General features: G+C 40.5%; 22 protein-coding genes, 1 riboswitch and 1 other annotated feature. Of the genes, 14 read left to right on the forward strand and 8 right to left on the reverse strand.

Annotation, left to right across the window (positions count from 1 at the left end):
• The first annotated feature begins 454 nt into the window (after positions 1-454).
• Positions 455-652, forward strand: a complete 198-nt coding sequence (gene tatA, locus N693_RS0106845) for a twin-arginine translocase TatA/TatE family subunit (RefSeq protein WP_025784061.1) — start codon at positions 455-457, stop codon at positions 650-652.
• Between the two features lie 8 nt (positions 653-660).
• Positions 661-1,581 (forward strand): twin-arginine translocase subunit TatC, encoded by a 921-nt coding sequence (gene tatC / locus N693_RS0106850; protein ID WP_025784062.1) that lies wholly within the window; start codon positions 661-663, stop codon positions 1,579-1,581.
• A gap of 47 nt (positions 1,582-1,628) precedes the next feature.
• Here tatC and N693_RS0106855 read toward each other — a convergent pair whose 3' ends face one another.
• Positions 1,629-2,534: a hypothetical protein gene (locus tag N693_RS0106855; protein WP_025784063.1), complete on the reverse strand. Its 906-nt coding sequence runs from the start codon at positions 2,532-2,534 to the stop codon at positions 1,629-1,631.
• A 224-nt stretch (positions 2,535-2,758) separates the two neighbouring features.
• Between N693_RS0106855 and N693_RS0106860 the strand changes: the two genes are divergently transcribed.
• Positions 2,759-4,714 carry an FUSC family protein gene (locus N693_RS0106860; RefSeq protein ID WP_025784064.1) on the forward strand — a complete coding sequence of 652 codons (1,956 nt, stop codon included), beginning with the start codon at positions 2,759-2,761 and terminating at the stop codon, positions 4,712-4,714.
• Between the two features lie 69 nt (positions 4,715-4,783).
• A complete protein-coding gene (locus tag N693_RS0106865; RefSeq protein ID WP_025784065.1) occupies positions 4,784-5,230 on the forward strand; it encodes an N-acetyltransferase in 447 nt (148 codons plus the stop codon).
• 22 nt (positions 5,231-5,252) lie between these two features.
• Here N693_RS0106865 and N693_RS0106870 read toward each other — a convergent pair whose 3' ends face one another.
• Positions 5,253-5,975, reverse strand: a complete 723-nt coding sequence (locus N693_RS0106870) for a hypothetical protein (RefSeq protein ID WP_025784066.1) — start codon at positions 5,973-5,975, stop codon at positions 5,253-5,255.
• 203 nt (positions 5,976-6,178) lie between these two features.
• On the opposite strand from N693_RS0106870, the gene N693_RS0106875 reads away from it, so the two are divergent.
• The 4 genes from N693_RS0106875 to N693_RS0106890 all read left to right on the forward strand — a co-directional run bounded on the left by N693_RS0106875 (position 6,179) and on the right by N693_RS0106890 (position 9,447).
• Positions 6,179-6,412 (forward strand): YkuS family protein, encoded by a 234-nt coding sequence (locus N693_RS0106875; RefSeq protein WP_025784067.1) that lies wholly within the window; start codon positions 6,179-6,181, stop codon positions 6,410-6,412.
• A 170-nt stretch (positions 6,413-6,582) separates the two neighbouring features.
• Complete coding sequence (locus N693_RS0106880; RefSeq protein ID WP_025784068.1) at positions 6,583-7,020, forward strand: GatB/YqeY domain-containing protein; 438 nt, start codon at positions 6,583-6,585, stop codon at positions 7,018-7,020.
• A 196-nt stretch (positions 7,021-7,216) separates the two neighbouring features.
• Positions 7,217-8,077, forward strand: a complete 861-nt coding sequence (locus N693_RS0106885; RefSeq protein WP_025784069.1) for an alpha/beta fold hydrolase — start codon at positions 7,217-7,219, stop codon at positions 8,075-8,077.
• A gap of 449 nt (positions 8,078-8,526) precedes the next feature.
• Positions 8,527-9,447, forward strand: a complete 921-nt coding sequence (locus N693_RS0106890) for an iron-hydroxamate ABC transporter substrate-binding protein (protein WP_025784070.1) — start codon at positions 8,527-8,529, stop codon at positions 9,445-9,447.
• A gap of 216 nt (positions 9,448-9,663) precedes the next feature.
• On the opposite strand, the gene N693_RS0106895 is transcribed toward N693_RS0106890, so the two are convergent.
• A complete protein-coding gene (locus N693_RS0106895; protein WP_025784071.1) occupies positions 9,664-10,977 on the reverse strand; it encodes a short-chain fatty acid transporter in 1,314 nt (437 codons plus the stop codon).
• Positions 10,978-11,084: 107 nt separating this feature from the next.
• Complete coding sequence (locus N693_RS0106900; RefSeq protein WP_025784072.1) at positions 11,085-11,663, reverse strand: YdcF family protein; 579 nt, start codon at positions 11,661-11,663, stop codon at positions 11,085-11,087.
• Positions 11,664-11,815: 152 nt separating this feature from the next.
• Between N693_RS0106900 and N693_RS0106905 the strand changes: the two genes are divergently transcribed.
• Complete coding sequence (locus tag N693_RS0106905; RefSeq protein WP_025784073.1) at positions 11,816-12,274, forward strand: helix-turn-helix transcriptional regulator; 459 nt, start codon at positions 11,816-11,818, stop codon at positions 12,272-12,274.
• Positions 12,275-12,348: 74 nt separating this feature from the next.
• On the opposite strand, the gene N693_RS0106910 is transcribed toward N693_RS0106905, so the two are convergent.
• On the reverse strand, positions 12,349-12,771 hold the full coding sequence (locus N693_RS0106910) for a YugN family protein (protein ID WP_025784074.1): 423 nt from the start codon (positions 12,769-12,771) through the stop codon (positions 12,349-12,351).
• A gap of 115 nt (positions 12,772-12,886) precedes the next feature.
• Entirely contained in the window at positions 12,887-13,792 is a 906-nt protein-coding gene (locus tag N693_RS0106915; RefSeq protein ID WP_025784075.1) for a catalase, read from the reverse strand.
• A 191-nt stretch (positions 13,793-13,983) separates the two neighbouring features.
• Positions 13,984-14,205: a binding site (T-box leader), on the forward strand.
• A gap of 70 nt (positions 14,206-14,275) precedes the next feature.
• Between N693_RS0106915 and proS the strand changes: the two genes are divergently transcribed.
• Positions 14,276-15,715 (forward strand): proline--tRNA ligase, encoded by a 1,440-nt coding sequence (gene proS, locus N693_RS0106925; protein ID WP_025784077.1) that lies wholly within the window; start codon positions 14,276-14,278, stop codon positions 15,713-15,715.
• Positions 15,716-15,869: 154 nt separating this feature from the next.
• On the opposite strand, the gene pdxS is transcribed toward proS, so the two are convergent.
• A complete protein-coding gene (gene pdxS, locus N693_RS0106930) occupies positions 15,870-16,715 on the reverse strand; it encodes a pyridoxal 5'-phosphate synthase lyase subunit PdxS (RefSeq protein ID WP_025784078.1) in 846 nt (281 codons plus the stop codon).
• Positions 16,716-16,954: 239 nt separating this feature from the next.
• Here pdxS and N693_RS0106935 point away from each other — a divergent pair, with 239 nt between their 5' ends.
• Together N693_RS0106935 and N693_RS0106940 are read left to right on the forward strand one after the other, a co-directional pair.
• Positions 16,955-18,688: a methyl-accepting chemotaxis protein gene (locus N693_RS0106935; RefSeq protein ID WP_025784079.1), complete on the forward strand. Its 1,734-nt coding sequence runs from the start codon at positions 16,955-16,957 to the stop codon at positions 18,686-18,688.
• Between the two features lie 157 nt (positions 18,689-18,845).
• On the forward strand, positions 18,846-19,421 hold the full coding sequence (locus N693_RS0106940; RefSeq protein ID WP_051508697.1) for an NADPH-dependent FMN reductase: 576 nt from the start codon (positions 18,846-18,848) through the stop codon (positions 19,419-19,421).
• Between the two features lie 44 nt (positions 19,422-19,465).
• Here the strand turns inward: N693_RS0106940 and N693_RS18970 are convergent, their stop codons facing one another.
• Positions 19,466-20,215: a cyclase family protein gene (locus N693_RS18970; RefSeq protein WP_037592903.1), complete on the reverse strand. Its 750-nt coding sequence runs from the start codon at positions 20,213-20,215 to the stop codon at positions 19,466-19,468.
• Between the two features lie 105 nt (positions 20,216-20,320).
• Positions 20,321-20,425: riboswitch (SAM riboswitch) on the reverse strand.
• A gap of 296 nt (positions 20,426-20,721) precedes the next feature.
• On the opposite strand from N693_RS18970, the gene N693_RS0106950 reads away from it, so the two are divergent.
• Positions 20,722-22,191 (forward strand): nicotinate phosphoribosyltransferase, encoded by a 1,470-nt coding sequence (locus N693_RS0106950; RefSeq protein WP_025784081.1) that lies wholly within the window; start codon positions 20,722-20,724, stop codon positions 22,189-22,191.
• 12 nt (positions 22,192-22,203) lie between these two features.
• Positions 22,204-23,031 (forward strand): ammonia-dependent NAD(+) synthetase, encoded by an 828-nt coding sequence (gene nadE / locus N693_RS0106955; protein ID WP_025784082.1) that lies wholly within the window; start codon positions 22,204-22,206, stop codon positions 23,029-23,031.
• Positions 23,032-23,064 lie beyond the last annotated feature (33 nt).

Below are 23,064 nucleotides of genomic sequence, written 5' to 3' on the forward strand. Positions count from 1 at the left end.
TTAAAATAAAGTGTCTTATCGACAATTTTCGACATAGAATTGTTAGTTTTCTTTTGTGTTTTCGCAAACAGCTAACAGGACATGCCATAGATACTTCCACCTAGCAGTTAGTTGTACGATTAAGTTCGTAGTGAAAAATTTTTGCTCTCGATTATTTGTAATGGGATTGGGATATAACTATGGATGAGAAATAATCTGCATCCAACGTTATGACAAACACCTTGCATCCGTGCAAAGAGTCTTGAAATTTCTTTGCATATCAAGTTACCTAATCCTTTAAAAGGGGTAGATTAAGAAGCAACTATCTCTTTTGTCATGGAGAAGGGCATGTTACTAACAAGGGTGGTTAGAAATCAGCAGCAAAGGTCGACCACTTGAACGGCGCTTTGTTGCAATTAGTCATTTGCACTGTCAACTTGGCAGTAGTCTTTCAAATTGGAAAGGGGATAAAAACATGAACTTAGCAGCTATCGGAGTACCAGGGCTAATTATCATTCTTGTGATTGTACTTATTTTATTCGGACCTCGTAAATTGCCTGAAGTTGGTTCAGCTGTCGGAAAGACACTGGCGGAATTCAAAAAGTCTGCAAAAGACATCATGGATGATGATGAAAAAGTTGAAGCTAAAAAAACTTCTGATACAGAGAAGTAGGTGATAAGATGGGTTCCAATAGTAATCACGAAAACTTAGATCCTTTGGATGAAATCAATAAAAAAGAAGCTGAAAAGACCTTAAAAGCCAAATCTGATGTTGCGGATGAAGAAGTAATGAAGACATCAGCAGTTCAACCTTATACGGATGAAAATGGTTATCCAACGAATATTCCACCGAAAAAGTCAAAGGAAAAAACAGTACTTGAAGAGGACGATGAAGGCGAAGAGTCCAACCTCGTTGAACACTTAAGTGAATTAAGAAAACAGCTGATCAATAGTATTGCTGTTTTCTTGCTGTTCTTCATTGCCGCATTCAGCACCATTAATGTATGGTTCCCTTATATTACACGAGGGTACAAGTTAATTGTTTTGAGTCCGATGGAAGTCATTTCGTTTTACACGACCATTTCAGCTGCACTTGCATTCGGCCTTTCGGTACCATTTCTTTGTCACTTCCTGTGGCAGTTTGTGAAACCGGGTCTTAATGAACGAGAGAGTCGTTTCTTAAGTCTTTATTCACCTGCGATTCTAATATTGTTCGTAGCGGGATTAGCGTTTGGCTACTATGTCGTAAACCCGCTTAGCTACAATTTCTTAGTTTCCCTCGGTGAGATGAACTTTGACGTGATGGTTTCAGCACAAGAGTATGCACGTTTTCTTTTGCTGACAACGATGCCAATTGGTTTGCTTTTTGAATTACCTGTTGTGGCATTATTTCTTTCCGCAATTGGAATACTTACATCAGGTACTTTGAAAAAAGTTAGAAAGTGGTCATATGTAGTATTAGCAGTAACTTCAGCACTCATTACACCACCTGACTTCTTCAGTCAGCTCATTATTTTAATTCCAATGATTGGTCTATACGAAGCAAGTATATTCCTTGTCATGCGAACTGAAAAACGTCTAGAAGCAGCTGATGCAGCCTGAAAAAATCCCGCTTTGCACATTATGCAAAGCGGGATTTTTTAGGTTCATTACTCAGTAAGTGCAAAATTGACACGGACGATTAAGTTATTTGTTTCACTACGAAGTGCTCTGTAAGTTTCTTCAAATGCCTCCTTGTTTGCAGAAGGATTTTCAAATTTCCCGAGTTCTTCCCACATCGATTTCATCTTCATCATTTCTTCAAATAGTGCCAGGTCTGTTCCAGTCTGTGGGACAGGAACTAATACAGTTGGAGAACCAAGGTGGAAGAAATCCTCTAGAATGATCGGGAACACCGGATGTTCATATTCGTCATTCTCAATGAGGTAACCAAGATCATTCAGAGAGGGTGCAATCAGAAGAACAATTTGCATGATGCTTCGTTCTAAATTGGTCGCTTCTTCCCAAGTACGATATTGGGAATCTGGAGTATTAGCGAATTCATCAGCACGCGTTTGTAAAAATAATTGATAGGCTTCAGGGACTACCGACTCTGGTAATTGATAAGCCTGACTTTCTGTAATGTCGATCAAGGCATCCGTTAAATTAGTTACATTAGTTACCTTACCACCTTGGCTCGTAATGCCTCTGATCGGATGATCGTCAAGTGCATAGCGGACGATTCCTTGTTCTTCGGATAACTTTTCATATTCTTCTTGGGTAAGATTATCAGGGAAATTCCCCTCTTTGTCATAGACAGATGGAATCTCAACCGCTTGTATTTTCGCTAAGGCATACAAATCTTCGTCTTCATCTTGATCTTCATCAGAGATCTCATTATACGCAGTTTCTTTAGAAGAAGGTGGTATAGTTTCTTCTTCGTTATTACGTGATTGTTCTGAATTCTCTTTAGCTGCATTTGCGTCAGCGGCGTTTTCTTTCTGCAAAGTATCTCTATCTGGACTACAGGCTGAAAGTAAAAGAAGTATAAGTAGCAAAAGAACAGTTTTCTTCATATGTAGAGTGCCTCCTAATTGGGTATGCTGTGTATGATACGGTTGTTTTTCAATAGAGTTTCAGTAAAACAAAAGATGATACTTCCGTAATGCAAAAGTAAAAAGGCTTAAGTCCTGAACTTACATAAATAATTTCAAGGGTATCTGTTAGTTAATAAAGTACTTTAATGTTAAAGTAATAAGGCTAACCTGATTTCTAATTATCGGATAGGATTTGAAAGGGAATGAAAGAATCGATGACAAAGAAGAATATTATTGGGAATACCCTTTTGTTTGTTGGTATGATGGCGTACATTTTACTGTTTGGCGCATTATTTGGACAAAACAATATCTTGATAGGCGTTTCCACAATTACCGCGATGCTCATGCTACTTGAACGTGACCTGACTATCCATCCAGTACAGAACACGGTTAAATTTGTAGTACTAAACTTAATGACGGGAATTGCCGCGTTTGCTGCCGGATTCTCTGTATGGACAGCTGTACCAATCCACTTTGTGATGATGTTCATCATCAGCTATACCCTGATTTTTAACTTGAAAAATCCATTGTACTTACCATTTTCACTTCAATACTTATTTTTACTTGCTATCCCTGTAACAGGTGATGAACTACCACTTCGCTTAACTGGCCTTATAGTGGGAGCCATTTCGATTATGGGGTTACAAATGATAGCGAATCGAAAGAGAATCTCTAAAAATGGGGATCCGATTGTAAAAAATGTCTGCAGCTCCCTACTTAAGAAAATCGATAAAAAGCTTGCAGGAGAACGAACCATCGAAATGGATACGGCAATTCGGAAATCGATTGGCTCACTTCGTTCCATGATCTATGACCAACGCGAAGAGGATTACTACCTTACCGAAGAGGGACGGCTTCGATTAAATATCACGGCTGCACTTGAAAAAATCGATGCTCTTCTGGATTCGTTGGAACCAAGACATGCTGAGGGGAAAGTCATTCAAGATGTGCGAATGTTATTAAACAAAGCAGTAGAAGAGGATTCAAAAGATATTGATGCGGCTGCACTAAGTAAAGCGTCTGAAGAAGTGATGGAAAGCTATCGCATGGCTCCTCCGCAGTCTTCAACGAAATTGCGACTGTTAAATAATATCGACTACCTAACAGATAGTCTTCTCGCGCTCCAGCAACTAGCACCTGAAAAACGTAAGATCACTCGTAAAATTGAAGAGATTCCATTGAAGTTCAAGAAATTCACCCTGAATTCAGCGCCACGCCATGTATCGTCTCTAAAAATGTCATACGCGATTCGTATGGCGACAGGTATTGCTATTACAGGTTTCTTAATGGACTACTTCAACTTAGCAGAAGGTAGATGGATGATGTTTACCGTGTTGTCGGTCATCATTCCGTTTTATGAACAGTCTCACAAAAAGATGAGAGACCGTATTTTTGCGACAATCATTGGAGGCATTCTCGTATGGATTGTATTCTCCATTTTCCAGACCACAACAGTACGAACAGGGTTGTTGTTGTTTGCCGGATATTTAATGAGTTATGTAAAAGTCTATCGTTACAGCACAATCTTAGTAACGTTCTCTGCGATTGGTTCGGTTGCCCTTATTACTGGGGAAACTCAGTTCTTAACAGTTGAAAGACTACTCATGGTATTAGCTGGTGTGTGCATTGCATTACTCATCAATCGTTTCATATTCCCGTATAAATTATCGGATGCCAATGTCCAATTGGGCAACATGTCGAATGACATATTGAGCGAAATGCTTAAAGAAGCAAAGGACGCGATTAGTGGGAATGCTGCGGTCAGCAACCATAGTATGAAAAACTTGTTGATCATTAGCACGATGGTTGAAGAGCGGGCACGCGTTAACCTACAAGCAGCAGGTACAAATGTAGAGGATGAATTATTTGCTCCAAGACGACTGGTTAGTAACACGCTTTACGAATTACTGATGTGGAAAGAAGTACATGGCATGAACGAGGAAATCTCTTCAAGATCTGTAGAAATCCTAGAACAAATCGAGGCATGCTGGTCAACGGGTACTTCGTATTCAGCGTTAATCGAGCAATTACATGTCTCGTTATTGGGTGAGTCTAATTTGGAAAACAAAATTATTCTAAGTATGTTACTTGAGACGGTTGATGAATTTGAGATGATTCAAATTGAAGACGAACGGTTGAAACCTAACGTCGAGAAGTAACGTCCAGTCAAATGTAACGCACATAAGCATAACTTCCTTATGCGGTGCAACAGAAAGGGTTGAATAGTCGTGAATCTAGAAATTCATGACGTAACGGCAACGAACTATCGGGATATCATAGGATTGAAAGTTGCCCAGTCACAAAAAGATTATATAGAAACACCTTACGAATGTCTGGAAGATTCTGTAGAATGGCAGCAGTTTAAGCCAGTAGGGCTCTATGCCAACAATGAACTTGTTGGATTTGCTATGTATGGTTTTTTCAAAGGGGAAGGTCCACAAGGAAGATTGTGGATTGACCGACTGCTCATTGATGAACAGTTTCAAGGACGAGGTCTAGGTACAGAGTTCATGAAAAAACTTGTTGGAATCGTGATAGAAGAGTATGGTAAACAACCTATCTTCCTAAGTGTCTATCCTGAAAATGAGGGTGCGGTTCGACTGTATGAAAAGCTAGGTTTTAAATTTATTGAAGAACGTGATGTGAATGGTGAGCACATTATGGTGAGACCATAATAAAAGGAAGGAGCCCGCATGATCAGGTTCCTTCCTTTTTCTCGTTTTCTTTCCGTTCTGCTGCTAACTCTTCTTTTGCTTCGACCTCTGCGGTTTCTTTGAAATCTTCTTGAATCTCATTACCAACAACTTGTGGTTCCGGAGTGGGGGTTTCATCATTACCTGCTTTTAAGTGTTCAATTTCCTCCTGCATTTTTTCAATCTTTTTCATTTCTTCTTCGTACTCTTCATCAACTTGTGTCGTAGAGGGAATAATTTCATCCTTATTATAGTCAACTCGTTTACCATAGCGGATGAGCTCATAGATGATCATTCCATTATTCGGTTTGCCATTTGTAATCAGCATGGGAATAGCATCGAACAATACATAGAAAAACACATAAAATATGAATCGATTCCAAAACCTTACTTGGTCTTGTAAGAATCCGTTCGCTATTAAAGTATTCAGCGTTAGAGCAACGACAACATTTGCTAGAATCGGAGCAGCGTAGATCATAATATACGAAAAGTTGCTCTTTCGTTTAATATCATCGAACGAAAACCAACTGTACAAATGGTAGTATTTACGAATATCAAAAATCCAGAATCTAAAAACCCTTGGGCCAGAACCGACTGTGATTCTAGGGTTTTTCACACCGAACAGCAGAGTAACAGACAAATACCCAAATTCTCGTATGAACACTACTACAGGCAATATGATAAAAGCTGAAATAACAAGAGCGATTAAATCTGAAAACCCAAACAAGCATCGTTCACTTCCTTATCGTATTGTCTTATCAAGAATACCCGATACGATGGAACACGAACCTCGTTAATAGGTCATAGTAGAGTGATATAGGCGAATCGATAGGGACTTCTTTAGAATGGACAAGTTTAGTTTGGCATCTGCAGGGAATGATACTCGTATTAGCAAAATATGAACACAACTACTAAGAGGAGGAAGGTATAATGGCTAAAATTGCAGTTGAAAAACCATTTGATGATGTGAAACAAGCACTTGAGGGAAAAGGACATGAAGTGAAAATGTTTGAATCAGATGAAAAAGTAAGTGGTTATGATTTCGGTGTAATCCGTGCATTGAGTGATGTCAATGTAGACCAATATGATTTCCCAATCGTTAGTATCGAGGGGAACTCAGTTCAAGATATTGTGGATGATGTTGAAAAGAGACTTGCGCGATAATAGAACAAAGAAGCTCGGACTACTCCTGGTCTGAGCTTCTTTATTTAGTTTTTGATTGTGAAGTTGCGTCTCTTTTTTTCTGAGTGATCCCATGAAGGCATGGAGAGTGTGGTATCGAGATTTTTTTTGTATACTAGAAGTGAACGTACTTTCTGAAATGAGGGATTGCAATGTCAGAACTGAAAAAGACATTAATGGCTGATATGAAAACAGCAATGAAAGAGAAGGACACCGTTAAAAAAGGTGTTATTAATTTACTACGGGCAGGTATTCAAAACCAAGAGCTCGATCTTAAGCGCGAATTGACGGAAGAGGAAGAGTTGAAAGTGGTTCAACGTGAGCTTAAACAAACCAAACAATCTCTAGAAGAAGGTCAAAAAGCGAATCGTGAAGATATTGTTGCTGCAGAAACTGAGAAAATCACGATCATTGAGCATTATTTACCAAAACAACTCACTGTCGATGAAGTAAAAGAGCTCATCGCTAAACTTGGTATTAGCAAAGAAAGTTCTATGGGCCAAGTCGTCGGTCAGATGATGAAAGAAACGGCTGGCAGCGCTGAAGGTAAAGTAGTGTCGCAAGCAGTGAAAGAATATTTAAATAGCTAATATCTAAAAAGGGACGATCCAACGAGTCGTAATGGCTCCTGGATCGTCCTTTCTTAAAAGATAAGAAAGGACAGCTGCAATTTGGGCAAATGTGGTACCATGATATAGCTAGTTCTTCAACAAACGGGATATTAACTTGAAGTAAATAGATTAAGGAATATAACAAAAAAGGTAAAATTGTGGAGGAGGAATAAAATTGAAGAAGTTTCAAATAGCTGTAGATGACAATACTTTTCACGGATGTGAAATTGGTGATAACAGCCTTCCTTCACTTGTTTGTCTTCACGGAATGACTGGCGATTTAAATAGTTTTTCTGGCATTATTGAATACCTAATAAACGATTTTCATCTTATTCTTATAGATAACCCGGGACATGGTGAAACTGACTCACTAAAACTGGAGGAGGATTATATGTTTTCCTCCTTAGCAAAGAACATTTATCAAGTAATAAAAAAGATTACGAATAAACCGTTTTACATGTTGGGACATTCTTGGGGGGCAGATATTTGCCTACACGTAGCAGGAATATTTCCGTCTAAAGTGAAGGGCGTAATTTTACTAGACGGAGGATATGCGTTTCCTGAACATGTTGATGGACTGACAGAGGAAAAAGCCTTGATAGATTGGAAGGATTATGTTGAATCCAGTATTTATAGTTCTTGGGACGAAGTGGTCAAAGAATACCAAGGTTACACAACAAAGCAATGGGATACAAATCTTAATTCATTAATAGCATCTAGCTTTAAAAAGGTTAAAGACAACTATATATTTAAGGCTGATGTTTTCAGTATTCAAGCAATTATTAAGGCATTCTATAAAGAGCCTTGTTCGACTACTTTTGGTAGTATTCAGTGTCCTGTGTTATTACTTCATGCAACAATTGAACCAACAGATTCAGCCCGGAAAAAGGGAGTACAGGAAATTAAAAAAGGCATTAAAGTATTAAAGGTAATAGGTATAGAAAACACGCAACACAACCTTCATTGGGACGATCCTGAAAAAGTTGCTAATGAAATTCTGCTGTGGAAACAAGACATCAAGCAAGAAGTTTATTAACGACATCTTCTGGTTTGCCACTATAACATGTGCTTGACTGCAAGATAACCGCTATAGGATTTTCGCTTCAGGTGGATGCTTCCGCTGCAATCCTATATGGTGAATGTCTAGAAAAATTTTAAAAAAAGATTTTGGCGTTGAGCCTATTTTCTACTTCAACAAAATGTAATTGCAGAAGAAGATAGTAAAGGTAGCCTTGTTAAATTGTTTTTAACAAGGCTATTTTTGTATCCAAATTTTTAGATGTATAGAACGAATAATAGTTCTCCAAAATGATTTTTTAGCATACAGAGGATGAGCGAACGGTCGATAGAAATGGGTAATTTATCTTGAGGAGCTATTGACAAGAAATTAAAAGCAGACTATTATTTTAAATGGGAATGATAATCATTATCATTATCGTTTGAAGAGCGATAGAGATGATAACAACTATAAAGGAGAATCTAAAATTGAAAAAAATAATAATACCATTCATGTTAATATGCGTTCTTATTATTAGTGCCTGTGGCAATAGCACAAAGAATCAGGCATCGAGGGATACAAATAAAGAGGACGACAGTGAAACAATTACATATCAATCTGAAAACGGACCTATTGAAGTACCCGCTCATCCGAAAAGAGTAGTAGTTTTAACTGGTAATGCAGGTGACTTAATTGCACTAGGCATCAATATCGTAGGGGTAGACGAATGGTCTAAGGCAAGTCCATTATTTAAAGATCAATTAAAAGATGTTACAACTGTTTCAGATGAGGACCTAGAGAAAATTATTGAATTAAAACCAGATTTAATTATTGGAGACAGTGACAATAATAATCTAGACAGGATGAAAAAAATTGCTCCAACAGTTACCTATACGTATAATAAGGTCGATTATTTAACTCAGCATTTAGAAATTGGGAAATTGGTAAACAAAGAAAAAGAAGCTCAAGACTGGGTTAATGACTTCAAAAAACGTGCAACTACTGTAGGAAATGAAATTAAAGCAAAAGTTGGTAAAGATTCAACAGTGACTGTAATGGAAAGTTACGATAAAGATATAGGTATTCTTGGCAATAGTTGGGGAAGAGGCACAGAAGTTCTTTATCAAGCAATGGGTTTGAAAATGCCTGAAAAAGTTAAGGAAATGACGAGTAAAGAAGGATACTACATGATTTCATCTGAAGTATTACCCGACTATGTTGGAGACTACTTGGTTGTAAGTAAATACAATGATCAAGATAATTCCTATCAAGAGACAGAACTATATAAAGAAATGCCAGCTGTAAAGAACGACCATGTTATTGAAGTGGACGGAAATGCCTTTATGTTTAACGATTCTCTAACTTTAGATTTCCAACTGAACTATTTTGAAGAACAATTTTTAAAATAGGCTGTTTTCTAAGGGATAGTTGATCAGTACAAAGATGTACAATCAACACTTCGCTTTTTGTTCACAAAAGTCGACCTCTATGCTAATCCCTTAGGAGTCGTTCTATTCCAATCAATGAGGGTCATCCATTCTTAAAAGGATGACTAAAGGAAGAGGCACCATTTCGTTCAATTTTGAACGAAACGGTGCCTCTTTTTTGTTCATGTTGAGAAACGCTTAGAAGAAGTATAGACCGACACTAATAACGATACCACTGAGCACAAGAACAAACACACAGTAGCCCATAATATCTTTAGCACGAAGTCCTGCAATTGCGAGTGCTGGAAGTGCCCAAAATGGTTGAATCATATTTGTCCAAGCATCTCCCCAAGCGATTGCCATTGCGGTTTTAGAATAGCTGACACCTAACTGCTGAGCCGCATCCAACATAATTGGTGCCTGAACAGCCCATTGTCCACCGCCAGAAGGAACAAAGAAGTTAACGATTCCAGCTGCATAGAAGGAGAATAGCGGGAATGTAGCTGCTGTTGAAATACTTACGAATCCTTCAGAAATCACGCCGGCTAATCCAGAGGTGACCATCATGCCCATTATTCCAGCATAGAATGGAAACTGAATAATTATGCCGCCGGCTGTTTTTACTGCATTGGCAACTGCTGCAAGGAAGAGTTTAGGTGTACCGTGGAAGATGATTCCTAGTGTGAAGAATATCAAGTTCACGATATTCAAATTCAAATCGAAACCATTTACTACGAAATGTTGAACTAAATAGACAAGACCAAGTGCACCAATAATCATGGAAAGAATCCAGCTGTTTTCCAATCGTGAAGCAGGTGTTTGTTCAGTGATTTCTTCAACAATGAGCTCGTCTTCTAAAAGAGCCGGGTCAACAGTAACCGTCTCTTCCGGTTTCGGCATCATAAAACGGTTCAAAATAGGTAGTGTGACAAAAAGAATTCCAATGATCAGGAGATTATATGGAGAAAAGATCGTCTCAGAAGTCGGAATAATTCCCGTCATGTCTACATATGGGTGATCTGCTGTCGCGATGGAGAGAGGAATTGAACCTCCAAGTCCCCCGTGCCAAACGATAAAACCTGAATACGCACTAGCAATCAGTAACCGATAATCGACTGTCTTAACTTTTTTTGCAATTTCTTTTGCAAACAGGGCACCTATGACTAAACCGAATCCCCAGTTAATCCAACATGCAATTATAGAAACAACTGTAACTAGAACTATTGCGGAACCAGGTGACTTTGCTAGACTTGCTAAACTGCTCAGTCCCTTTTTAAATAGAGGACTACTAGCTAATACATGCCCAGCTACGAGCACGATTACCATCTGCATTGTAAATGAAAGTAACCCCCAGAAGCCATCTCCCCAGTAGACGACCATATCGAGTGGTCCGGAGTCTGTTAATCCGAGACCTAAACCAAATACAACGAGTGTGAGTATTGCTACAAATATGTACGGATCTGGCAAATATCTTTCCATGATGGTATTTGACCATCTCGTGAGTACGCGCATTGCCCATACCTCCCCCTTTTACTAGTGACACTACCTAAGACTATCATAGTAAAATTCAGAGGAGAATATGTTTTTTGATAATTCCTAGCAGAATAGGATGTTCCTATTCATTTTCCGACAACCCATGTTTTCAATAAGGCAAGCCGCTCACGGAATTGAACTTTAGCTTCCACGACCTTTGGTGTTTTGGCCGGAATTGCATCCCATTCATATCCTACTTTCTCAGCAAGATACCCGGCACGTGCTACGTGGTAATCACTAGTGATTATCGTGATACCTGTCACGTCTTGAGGAAGTAGTTTCTTAGTGTTGACTAAGTTTTCATATGTGGAAGTGGATTGGTCTTCAACGATCATTCGGTTTTCAGGAAACCCCTGTGCTGATAAATAATTCACCATAGCTTGTGCTTCGCTAATGCCTTCGTCGGGCCCTTGTCCTCCGGAAAGAACGAGCGTTACGTTCGGATGGCTCTTTGCATAGGAAAGAGCAGCCTCTAAACGATATCTGAGTGCAAGTGAAGGTGTCGTTCCGTTTACTTTTGCACCGAGGACAACTGCAATCGAAAAATTCCCGTCAGCTCGTTTATTTTGTGCTTCTTTCATCGCATGTCCTGTTGCGAACCACCATGCGAGAATCATGAAAAATCCAATAATCATCACAAACATTAGACGTTTCCCCTTTTTCATCTGAATCGCTCCATTTCCATATACCTAATTTTCTCATTCGTTCGTTGGTAACAAGACGGAAATGGGATGAACAAGTTGCCGAGATAAACATTTGTTTTGTAAAGTTAGTTCAATAAGTGTATTATTACACTATTGTAAAAGGGGGAGTTCCCATGAATCCAGAACAACTGATAGAGCAAATCTCGCACCGTGCTATCCTTATCCGTACGGAAGCTGGATATTCACAAGAAACCATGGCATCTATTTTAGGCGTATCCAAGAAAACGCTTGTTCAAATAGAAAAGAATCGTACAACTGCTAGTTGGACAGTTGTTGTAGCGATTGTTGCGTTATTTTCCGATAGTGAAATCATCCAATCGCTTTTGGGGGATGCACCATTAGAAGTCATCCGTACAATTGCCCACAATGGATTAGATCGTCCAAAAGGTAAAACACTCGGAGGAAAAGTTTGGTGGAAAGAAGTAGAAACTAAAAGAGACTTTAGAATCCAACAGAACCTGATCAGTCAACATTTTAGAATATTGGATAAGGAAGACTATGTCTGGTTCAGTACCTTTGATGAACAGGAAGCGTCCGAGCGGTTTCATGAATTGACTCAAAGCAAGCGATAATCCCATAAAAAAACTGCCAATTCAGCAAGAGAGGCAGTTTTCCTAGGGAAGTAATAATGTATGTAGGCTCATTCTTAAATAGAAGCAAACATGACGTCTTCAGCAATCTCATCAAGCTTTGTCTGAGCGTCAATCGCAAATTCACGCTGTCGGTCAATAGGAGAATCAGGGCCTTGCGGAGCCTGGAATTGTTCTAATCCAGCAACGGTCATAGTTGGACTCTCTTCATCGTCCAAACCGATATTCATAACGTGTTTTATTACAAATGGTGTTTGGAAGCGAATAATCGTATTGGGTGAATCGAGTTCACCTTGCAGGACGATGAAAGGGACTCTTAAATAGATTGTTGTTTCTTCTCGCTGATACAATATCGTATCAAACATACCATGATCGTATTTCCAGCCACCTCCTATATCCATACCTGCTTTTTTTAATAGCTTCAATGCATTTCCGTAGATGACCATCTTACCTTCAATCTTACTCTTTAATGCAATCATGGAAATCCCTCCTTATTCCAATTCAATTAACGTTTAGTTACCCCTCTTAAACTATGTCAAAACCTTATAACCATGATAGGGAGTATACGCTAGTCGATGTCTGGTCGAAGGTTTCCTATATTTCAGATGACCTTCTGCGGTAGGATTCTTCATATATTTTAGATCTGTAATGGAGCACTGGATCATCTGAGCAACTGAAACCAAGAGTTTCGTTTGTAGGGTCGAATAAATGCTTCTCTGCAAGGTCTATCCTTTTTTCAGTCAGTACTAAATTGCCAACATCGATTACAAGGCGATCATCTGGCCATGAAATGGAAGGGTCATCTATAGGGTCTTCTGGTGCTGCAAGGGTCATCAGCAGTCTGAAACTTACAGGGGAAACCACCATCCGTTCCAGTAGCTCCAACTCCATATCTTTTGTAGTGAAGGGAAGCTTATCTTCCTTAGCTACAGGTACGAAAGAGAAGCGAACAGCCTGATGTTCACCTGTAGCTGTATCAAGAATATAGGCATGGAGTGCCCAGAAGCGAGTGGTTGCAAAGCTCGCAGGAGTCTTCAGTTGCTTCAGTAATGCAGGAATAGTTTTGAATTCCGTGTCATTACTTAGTGTGGCGAGTTTTTCTTTTAACGATAGATTCTTTCCACCAATTGCTTGGATAAGGCGTACAAATGCTTCTGGTGTTTTAGTTGGAAACACCGGTGCATTGGTCATAACGAGCGAGATCGGCTTACCGGTGGGCATTGGAAACTGTACCGCCATGCCTTTGATAGGGATCAATTGCTCGGAAGTATCGGGTATTGGAGAACTATGAGAAAAGCGAACGATGACATTTTGAGCCTCTCCTTGTAAAAATGAAGCTTGGGTAAAAGGTTTCGCATTGTCGTTCGGTGTGAATGTCGCATCGAATCCAATTCCCTTTGCGTGAGCTCTTCGATACCCCTTGTGGGTCCCAGCAACTTGTTCAATCACATCAACGGCTTCAATAGGAGAAATTGACTTGTTCTGTTGTGGAAAATTCAAAGATTTCACTCCTTTTCCACAGTATACCCACCCTCAGTGAAGTCAACCTTCCTCGTCTAGACCTTCAAGTTCTGTATAGACGACTAAACGTTCTTCATGTGTTTTTGCTTTTCTGTTAAATTTTCCTGTACATATGACGGAATGCTTTTCACCATTGTTTAGGAAACGATTGTTTGGTATAGTATAGGAAATAATGATCGATGAAGTGGCCAAGTAGATAAGAATTGTGAAACAGAAAATAGAGCGCGTTGCTGAAAGCTCTATCACCTCTTCTTGTTGAACCCTACCACCGAGATGTCGTGTAAACACGACCGGTTCGTCCCGTTACGAAACGATAGAGGACTAATTTGCGATTTTTGCTTATTAGTCGAACTAAGGTGGTACCGCGTCCAAAACACAAAGACGTCCTTTTACAAGGACGTCTTTGTGTTTTTTTTTGTGGGCAAAGACTTCACACACAATCATTGAACAGGAGGAATAGACATGTCAAACACGCAACAGAATGATTTTTCGAAGTGGTATATTGATACAATTCAAAAAGCAGATTTGATGGATTATACACCAGTACGAGGGTGTATCGCGTTCAAACCGGATGGCTTTGAAATTTGGGAGCACATTCAGGATGAGATGAACCGCCGATTCAAAGAAACAGGGCACCGTAATGCGTATTTCCCGATGCTAATTCCTGAATCATTCTTCCAAAAAGAAAAGGATCATATCGAAGGATTCGCTCCTGAATTGCCTTGGGTAACAGAGGCGGCTGGGGAGCCACTTGAAGAAAAACTTGCGCTTCGTCCAACATCAGAAACGATGATTGGTCACTTATATTCTGACTGGATCAAGAGCTATCGTGATCTTCCAGTCCTTATCAACCAATGGGCGAACGTGTTCCGTTGGGAAAAGAAGACATTGCCATTCATCCGTACATCTGAGTTCCTATGGCAAGAAGGCCACACGGCTCATGCGAATGAAGAAGAAGCACGTCACGAAACGATGCAAATGTTGAACATTTACAAAGAAGTCGTTGAAGAGCTTCTAGCAATCCCTGTATATGATGGACAAAAAACACCATCCGAGCGTTTCGCGGGAGCGGTGGATACGTATTCCATAGAAGCGATGATGAAGGATGGAAAAGCAGTTCAAGCAGGAACATCTCATTATCTTGGTTCAAAGTTCGCAGAAGCATTTGATATTAAATTCCTGACAAAAGAAAATAAGCATGAATTCGTTCACACGACTTCATGGGGAACGTCAACCCGCCTAATCGGGTCAGTCATTATGGTGCACGGTGATGAACAAGGTCTTGTGTTACCACCACGCGTTGCACCAACACAAGTTGTGTTAATCCCAGTTGGTCCTTGGAAAAAGAATCCTGCGATTATGGAAAAGCTTGATGAAATCTATGCGGAGTTGAAGTCTAAAGGAATTCGCGTACGTTTGGACGATTCGGATCAGTCTCCAGGTTATAAATTTAACGAATGGGAACTAAAAGGCGTACCGGTTCGTGTTGAACTAGGACCACGGGATTTAGAAAACGCGCAGGCAATGTTGAAAATGCGCGATGTAGAAGGTAAAGACGCATTTGCATTAGAAGGATTGGTTTCAGAAATCGAAAACCAACTAACAACGATGCAAAACCGCTTGTTAGAAAAGGCGCGTACGTTCCGTGATGAGAACTCTCATACGAACATTGAAACATTAGATGAGCTTACAACTCATATTGCTACATCTCAAGAAAACAATGTAATCCCTGGGTGGATTCTTGCAGGATGGTGTGGAGATGACGCTTGTGAAGAGCACGTAAAGGAAGAAACAAAGTTCACGACACGTAATATTCCATTCAATCCACCAGTTGAAAAGCATACATGCATTAACTGTGGCAAAGAAGCGAAGCATACTGTTTGGTTTGCACGCGCTTATTAAATTGATAAAACCCCATCGACTCCGGAATAGGAGTCGATGGGGTTTTTAACATGAAATGATTTGGAAAGTTAACAGTAACATCTATGCTGCTGTTTAATGGATTACTTCACTAAAAAATGCGTACTGGATATAGGAGGTGTAACTATATAAAGTCTTACAAACTCCGAGCTGCCATTAGTTCGTGAGTGGCAAGTTTTGAAATTTCCAAGCCTTTCATTGGCGTACCGAGTCCTTTTGAAAGCTTAGCGATCAAATCATAATTTTTGTAGTCTGCAGTTGCTTGTACGATCGCGCGGGCAAATGCTTCAGGATTCTCCGACTTGAAGATGCCTGAACCAACGAATACACCGTCAGCTCCTAACTCCATCATCAATGCAGCATCAGCAGGTGTTGCGACTCCGCCTGCTGAGTAGTTAAGAACAGGCAGTCTTCCTGCTTTTTTAATAGCTTGCAACAGTTCATAAGGAGCACCAAGTTCTCGTGCTTCAGTCATGAGCTCCTCGTTGTTCATATGCACAACCTTCGTTACTTGCGCATTGATCATTCTAAGATGGCGCACAGCTTCTACGATATTACCTGTACCTGGTTCGCCTTTCGTACGAAGCATTTTAGCTCCTTCTCCTAAACGGCGGGCAGCTTCCCCTAAGTTGCGCGCACCGCAAACGAAGGGTACCCGGAATTCACTTTTTAACAGATGGAATTCTTCATCAGCTGGTGTTAACACTTCGCTCTCATCGATGCAGTCCACATTAAGTGATTCTAATACACGCGCCTCGGAAATATGTCCAATGCGTGCCTTTGCCATTACGGGAATCGAAACCGCTCGCTGTACTTCTTCAACAATCCTTGGATCTGCCATACGTGCAACGCCACCCTCTGCACGTATATCCGAAGGCACTCGTTCCAATGCCATTATTGCCACTGCTCCCGCAGCTTCTGCCACTTTCGCTTGCTCTGCGTTAATCACATCCATGATAACGCCACCGTATGAAAGATTCATAATTATTCCCCCTTTTGATATGTTTAGTATACCTATTAATGACCACTTTGAAATGGTCAGATATGTAATGATTAAGGTGGTCAGATTAACTTACTAACAATGGTTTGAATTCATAGATCCAGAAAACATCAAGATATGAGAAATTTTACCTTTAGCACTATATAGTTAAGTGTTGCGAAAACATTAAATTAGTTATAATTGTCCGTTTTTAACCGATATCAACTCTGGAGGGGATCAGCATGAAAATGAGAATCCGTACAAAACTTATATTGATTTCAGCAATTTTACTAGTAATTCCAAGTTTGGTTATCGGGCTAAGTGGCTACACATTAGCCAAAAACAGTTTGAATGATATTGGCTCACAAGGATTGAAAAATGATGTAATGCTAGCGATCGATGTACTAGAGTCGTTACAAGAACAAGTTGATAAAGGCAATTTATCGCTTAAAGAAGCTCAAGAGATTGCTAAAGAAAAACTTATTGGTCCGCTTCAGGAAGATGGAACACGTGCAATAGAATCAGAAGTGGATATGGGAGAACATGGTTATTTCTTTGTCTTGGGGGATGACGGAGTCGCCCTTGCACACCCTGTTAAAGAGGGGGAAGACTTAAGTGGCTCGAAGACGAAAGACGGTATGCTGACTACAATGGAAACAATTAAAACCGCGCAAAATGGTGGAGGGTTTCTAACTTTCGATTTCGCGGTGCCAGGAACAGATACCGTTGCGCCTAAAATTGTCTATACTCAAGTGTTCCCGCAATGGGGATGGAACGTTGTCGCGGGGTCCTATTTAATGGATTTCAATAGTGAATCCAAAACTTTGTTAATGGTTCTAGGAGTGGTTCTTGGAATTTCACTTCTTGCAGGAGCTGTTGTCATCATTTGGTTCTCTGGCCATTTATCGAAACCACTTGTACGGATTACAGAACACGTAGCTCAAGTGGCAGACGGTGATTTGTCAGGTGAAGTTGAGCGGGTCCGAAATCGAGATGAAATTGGAGAACTCGCACTGTATGTGAATCGGATGTCGGACAATCTTAAGGATATGATTGAACAAGTCTCAAATGCATCTATGCAAGTGGCAGCGACTTCAGAGGAGTTGTCCGCGAGCAGCGTAGAAACGAGTCGTTCGGTTGAACACGTTTCAGAAGCGATCCAGGAGTTAGCAAGCGGAGTTGACGGACAACTGGAACAAACTGAAACAGCCAATCAAGCAGCGGCTACCTTATCTTCAGACATGGAGCATGTCACAAAAGAGATGGAGCAAGCAGGGGAGACGGTACGATCCACTGTTCAACTTGCTCATGAAGGGTCTGGATCAGTGACACGTGTCGTGAACCATATGGAATCCATTCAGCATGAAACGGATTCTGCATTCAATTACGTCAACCAGCTTGGCAGTAAATCTGCAGAAATCGGAAAAATTGCAGGAATGATTACGGATGTGGCAGAACAGACGAATCTACTTGCCCTAAATGCAGCAATTGAAGCTGCACGTGCGGGAGAAAACGGAAGAGGATTTGCAGTTGTTGCTGATGAGGTTCGAAAACTTGCAGAGCAGTCTTCGAATGCTGCCACTCAGGTCGGTACACTCATTGGGGCGATTCAGGAAGACATCGGGTATTCCGTCACAGCTATTGGAAAAGGAAATCAAGCAGTGAAGGAAGGAGCGAATCTTGTTCAAGAGACAGGTCAGACATTCCAACAAATATCCGAAGCAATTACTAGCATTTCTGCTCTAATTGAGGATGTGACGAATAGTACCGAGAGAAACCGGGTGGAGTCTGGACGTATTGCAGCAGTCATTGAACAGACCGCTTCCATTGCAATGGATTCAGCAAATCATACTGAGAACATTGCAGCAACAGCTGAACAGCAAACAGCCTCAATGGAAGAAATTGCAGCCGCTTCAGAAACTTTGGCTGAAATGGCACAAGGTTTGCAAGATACGGTTCGTCGATTTAAATTGTAATGCATCCTATTTAAAGCTGCCCCTTTAAGCTCATACGAGTTTGAAGGGGCAATTTTTGTATAGTCTAATGTGTTATGAGCAAAATAGTTAAGAGTTAAAGGAGTATATGCTATTCTTACAAGGCAATTGAAAATCATTTTCAGAAGGAGATATTAAGATGACAATACGAGTAAAAGCGATTATCGGAAGTACAAGTTCAACTTCCTACAATAAAAGATTGGTGAACTTCATGAAAAAACGGTATGCTGATCGTTTGGACATTACGTTGGTTTCAATTAACGATGTTGAAATGTTCTCAGTCGATCATGAAAGTGAGCCACCTGCGAATGTTCGTGCATTTAAAGAGAATGTAAAAGATTCGGATGCTGTGTTATTCGCAGTTCCTGAATATAACTTCTCCATCCCTGGCGCTATGAAAAATGCGTTAGACTGGTTATCCCGTGGAGGAGAAGCGACACTACGTGATAAGCCTGCATTCATCGTAGGTTCATCAATGGGCGTGTTCGGTAGTGTGCGAGCTCAAATTCACTTACGTGAAATTTTATCTAACCCGGGTCTTTCTCCATTAATTTTGCCAAATAATGAAGTGTACATTGGTTCTATTCATGAGAAGTTGAATGACGAAGATGAGTTAACAGATGCATCGACAGTGGCCTTCTTGGATTCTGTTGTTAACAACTTTGTTGACTTTTATGAGCGCATGACAGAAATGCATGCATCGAAAAAAGCATAATAAAAACAAGCATTCTGTGTAAACTGCAGAATGCTTGTTTTTTGTTAAGGGAGAATTGCGAAAGAGCGCACTGGAAATCCGGATGCTTTTTCAGGTTTTGGGACAATATTAAAGATGATAGCTCCTTTTGTCGGGAGTTTGTCTAAATTCGTCAACAGTTCGACTTGGTAGGTATCTTGTTCAAGAACGTAGTATTCTCCATGAAGCGCTCCGTTTTTTCGGAAGTCTGCAGCAGAATCAGTATCAAATGTTTCGTGACCGACGGCTTTTATGCCTCGTTCTTCAAAGAGAAATTTCAAGGCATCCAATCCCCAGCCTGGAATTCTGTTGTTTCCATCTTTGTCTTTGTTGCAAAAACTCTCTGTGTCCGGCCAACGTTTGCTCCAATCCGTACGAAGTGCAACAAATGAGCCTGCTTCGATCGTCCCGTGTTCTTTTTCGAAGTCTAATAAATCATTTTTCGAACAAGTAAAATCATGATCAGCTTCCGCATCCTTCGATTTGTCGACAACGATTAATGGAAGGACAAGCTCTTTTAACTCGAGTTCTTCTAAATAACGAGTATCTCGGACGAAGTGGATGGGTGCATCGATATGGGTTCCATATTGACCTGCAAAGCTGAATTGCTGTGCAAAGAAACCATCATCGTGATTGAAAAGCGTTTTAAACTCAGCATCTTCAAACATGAAGAAGTGTGGAGAAGTTGGACCGAATGTATGCGTGAGATCCACCCATTCTTTTGCCTTTAACGTGGTGAGTGCAGCTAACAAATCTGTTTGTGTTTGTGTTGTCATCTCAATCCCGCCTTTTCTTTAGTGCCGAAAATCGGCTATTTTATACAAAAAGAAGACCCTCTTATGACTAATAGAGGGCCTTCTGCGCATACTGCATGAAGTCAGCTCTCATCTCGAGATGCATATGCATCTCCTGGATTTAGCACCACGGCCATTTGGCTGGTTGCTGAGACATCGTAGGGCCAGTCCCTCCGTCTCTCTTGATAAGAATTGTTTATTGAATTATTAAAAAGTGATTGTTCAGATAATATCACATCTGCTTATTGAACGCAATAGGACCAGATGATTTATTTCTCTGGGGAATTTGATATACTTACATATAGTTTGAAATTTGTTCAGTGGGCATCTATAAAGGGTGGGATTTTTTTGCTATGACGTGTTATTGGAGGAGCTGTTGGCCCAAAAGTATTTAGCTAATGGTCAACTGAACGAGTTATAAGGAAGACGAGAAAGGGTAAGTACCGTTATAAGTGGTCTACATAACCTATTGGAAGAGGCGAATTAGTGTGAGCTCAAACTATACAGATGATAGCTTTGCATTACATACAGATTTATATCAAATTAATATGATGGAAACGTACTGGGCTGAAGGAATCCATAACAAAAAGGCAATATTTGAGCTGTATTTCAGAAAATTGCCGTTTGGAAACGGTTATGCGATTTTTGCGGGACTAGAGCGCATACTGAATTACTTACGAGAACTGAATTTCACGGATAGTGATATCGCATATTTAAAAAACGAATTGCATTATAAAGAAGACTTTCTCGACTATTTAAAGGACGTCCGTTTTACGGGGAACCTCTATTCCATGAAAGAAGGAGAAACCGTATTTGGAAACGAACCAATTCTGCGAGTTGAAACAACCTTAGCGGAGGCGCAGCTTATTGAGACAGCACTCTTGAATATCGTCAATTACCAGACGTTAATCGCTACAAAGGCAAGTCGTATAAAGCAAGTCGTGAAAGATGAAGTGGTGATGGAGTTCGGAAGCCGTCGTGCACACGAAATGGATGCGGCTGTTTGGGGAGCTCGTGCTGCAGTAATTGGTGGAGTAGAAGCAACCAGTAATGTGCGCGCTGGCAAGTTATTCGGCATCGAGGCGAGCGGCACGCATGCCCATTCCCTCGTGCAAGCTTACAAAAGTGAATACAAAGCGTTCCACTCATACGCAAAACGTCATCGCGACTGTGTCTTTCTTGTAGATACGTATAACACGTTGAAAATTGGCGTACCGACTGCTATTAAAGTGGCGAAAGAACTCGGAGATACCATTAACTTTATAGGCATTCGTCTAGACAGTGGTGACATCGCGTTTTTATCAAAAGAAGCGCGACGTATGTTGGATGCGGCTGGATTTAAGGATGCGAAAATCGTTGTGTCGAATGATTTGGACGAATACACGATTCTCAACTTGAAAGCTCAAGGGGCTCAAGTGGATATTTGGGGAATTGGAACAAAACTGATTACCGCGTATGACCAACCAGCGCTAGGTGCTGTCTACAAACTTGTTGCGATTGAAGGTGGAAATGGTGAAATGGTGGATACCATCAAGATATCATCCAATGCCGAGAAAGTGACAACACCTGGACGTAAGAAGTTATATCGGATTATTGATAAAGAAAATGGAAAAGCTGAAGGAGATTACATCACGCTGTATGATGAGGATCCGAATGCAGAAAAGCGTATTAAAATGTTCCACCCCGTTCATACATTCATCTCTAAGTTTGTAACGAATTTTGAAGCCAGAGACCTTCATGAGAAAGTCATCGAAAATGGACAAGTGATCTATGAAGTACCTGCAACTCAAGAAATTCAACAATTTGCCAAAGACAACTTGAATTTGTTATGGGATGAATACAAAAGATCCCTGAATCCGGAAGAGTATCCCGTCGATTTAAGTCAGAAATGTTGGGATAATAAAATGAGGAATATTCAAGAAGTTCAGGAGATGGTAAGCGACTTCATAAACGAATAGGAGTGATCAGGTATGAATAACCTACAACAGCAAATTATTCAAGAATTACGTGTGTTACCAGAAATCGATCCTCAAAAAGAAGTACGGGTCTCAGTGGATTTCCTAAAGTCGTATTTGAAGAAAAACACGTTTTTAGAAGGCTACGTACTTGGGATTTCCGGAGGTCAAGACTCGACTCTAGCTGGAAAGCTCGCACAGGTTGCAGTAGATGAATTGAATTCAGAAGTTGGTACGGATCGCTATAAGTTCGTTGCAGTCCGGTTGCCATACGGCACGCAATTTGACGAAGATGATTGTCAGGATGCATTGCGCTTCATCAAACCTACTAGTACGTATACCGTGAATATTAAAGAAGCAGTCGATGCTAGCCGAACCGCACTTGACGCGGCAGGGATTTCCTTGTCTGATTTTGAAAAAGGCAATGAAAAAGCTAGAGAACGCATGAAAGTCCAGTTTTCAGTGGCTGCGTTCCATCATTGTGTAGTGATCGGTACTGACCATGCTGCAGAAGCCATAACGGGATTCTTTACAAAGTTTGGCGATGGTGCAGCGGACGTGACGCCGTTAGCCCGTTTGAACAAACGACAGGGAAAGGAAATGCTCCGATTCCTTGGGTGCCCGGAGCATTTGTATAACAAAGTTCCGACTGCTGATTTAGAGGAAGACAAACCGGCATTGCCTGATGAAGTCGCACTTGGTGTTACCTATACACAAATTGATGACTATCTAGAAGGAAAACCGGTACCGGACGATGCACGCCAAACAATTGAACGTCACTACCTTCGCTCCGCACACAAGCGGCATCTTCCAATTACGGTGTTTGATGATTTTTGGAAATAGGAAGTGTAAAACCTCTCTGTTATGGAGAGGTTT

Source organism: Sporosarcina sp. D27 (genome assembly GCF_000586555.1).
Classification (GTDB): Bacteria; Bacillota; Bacilli; order Bacillales_A; family Planococcaceae; genus Sporosarcina.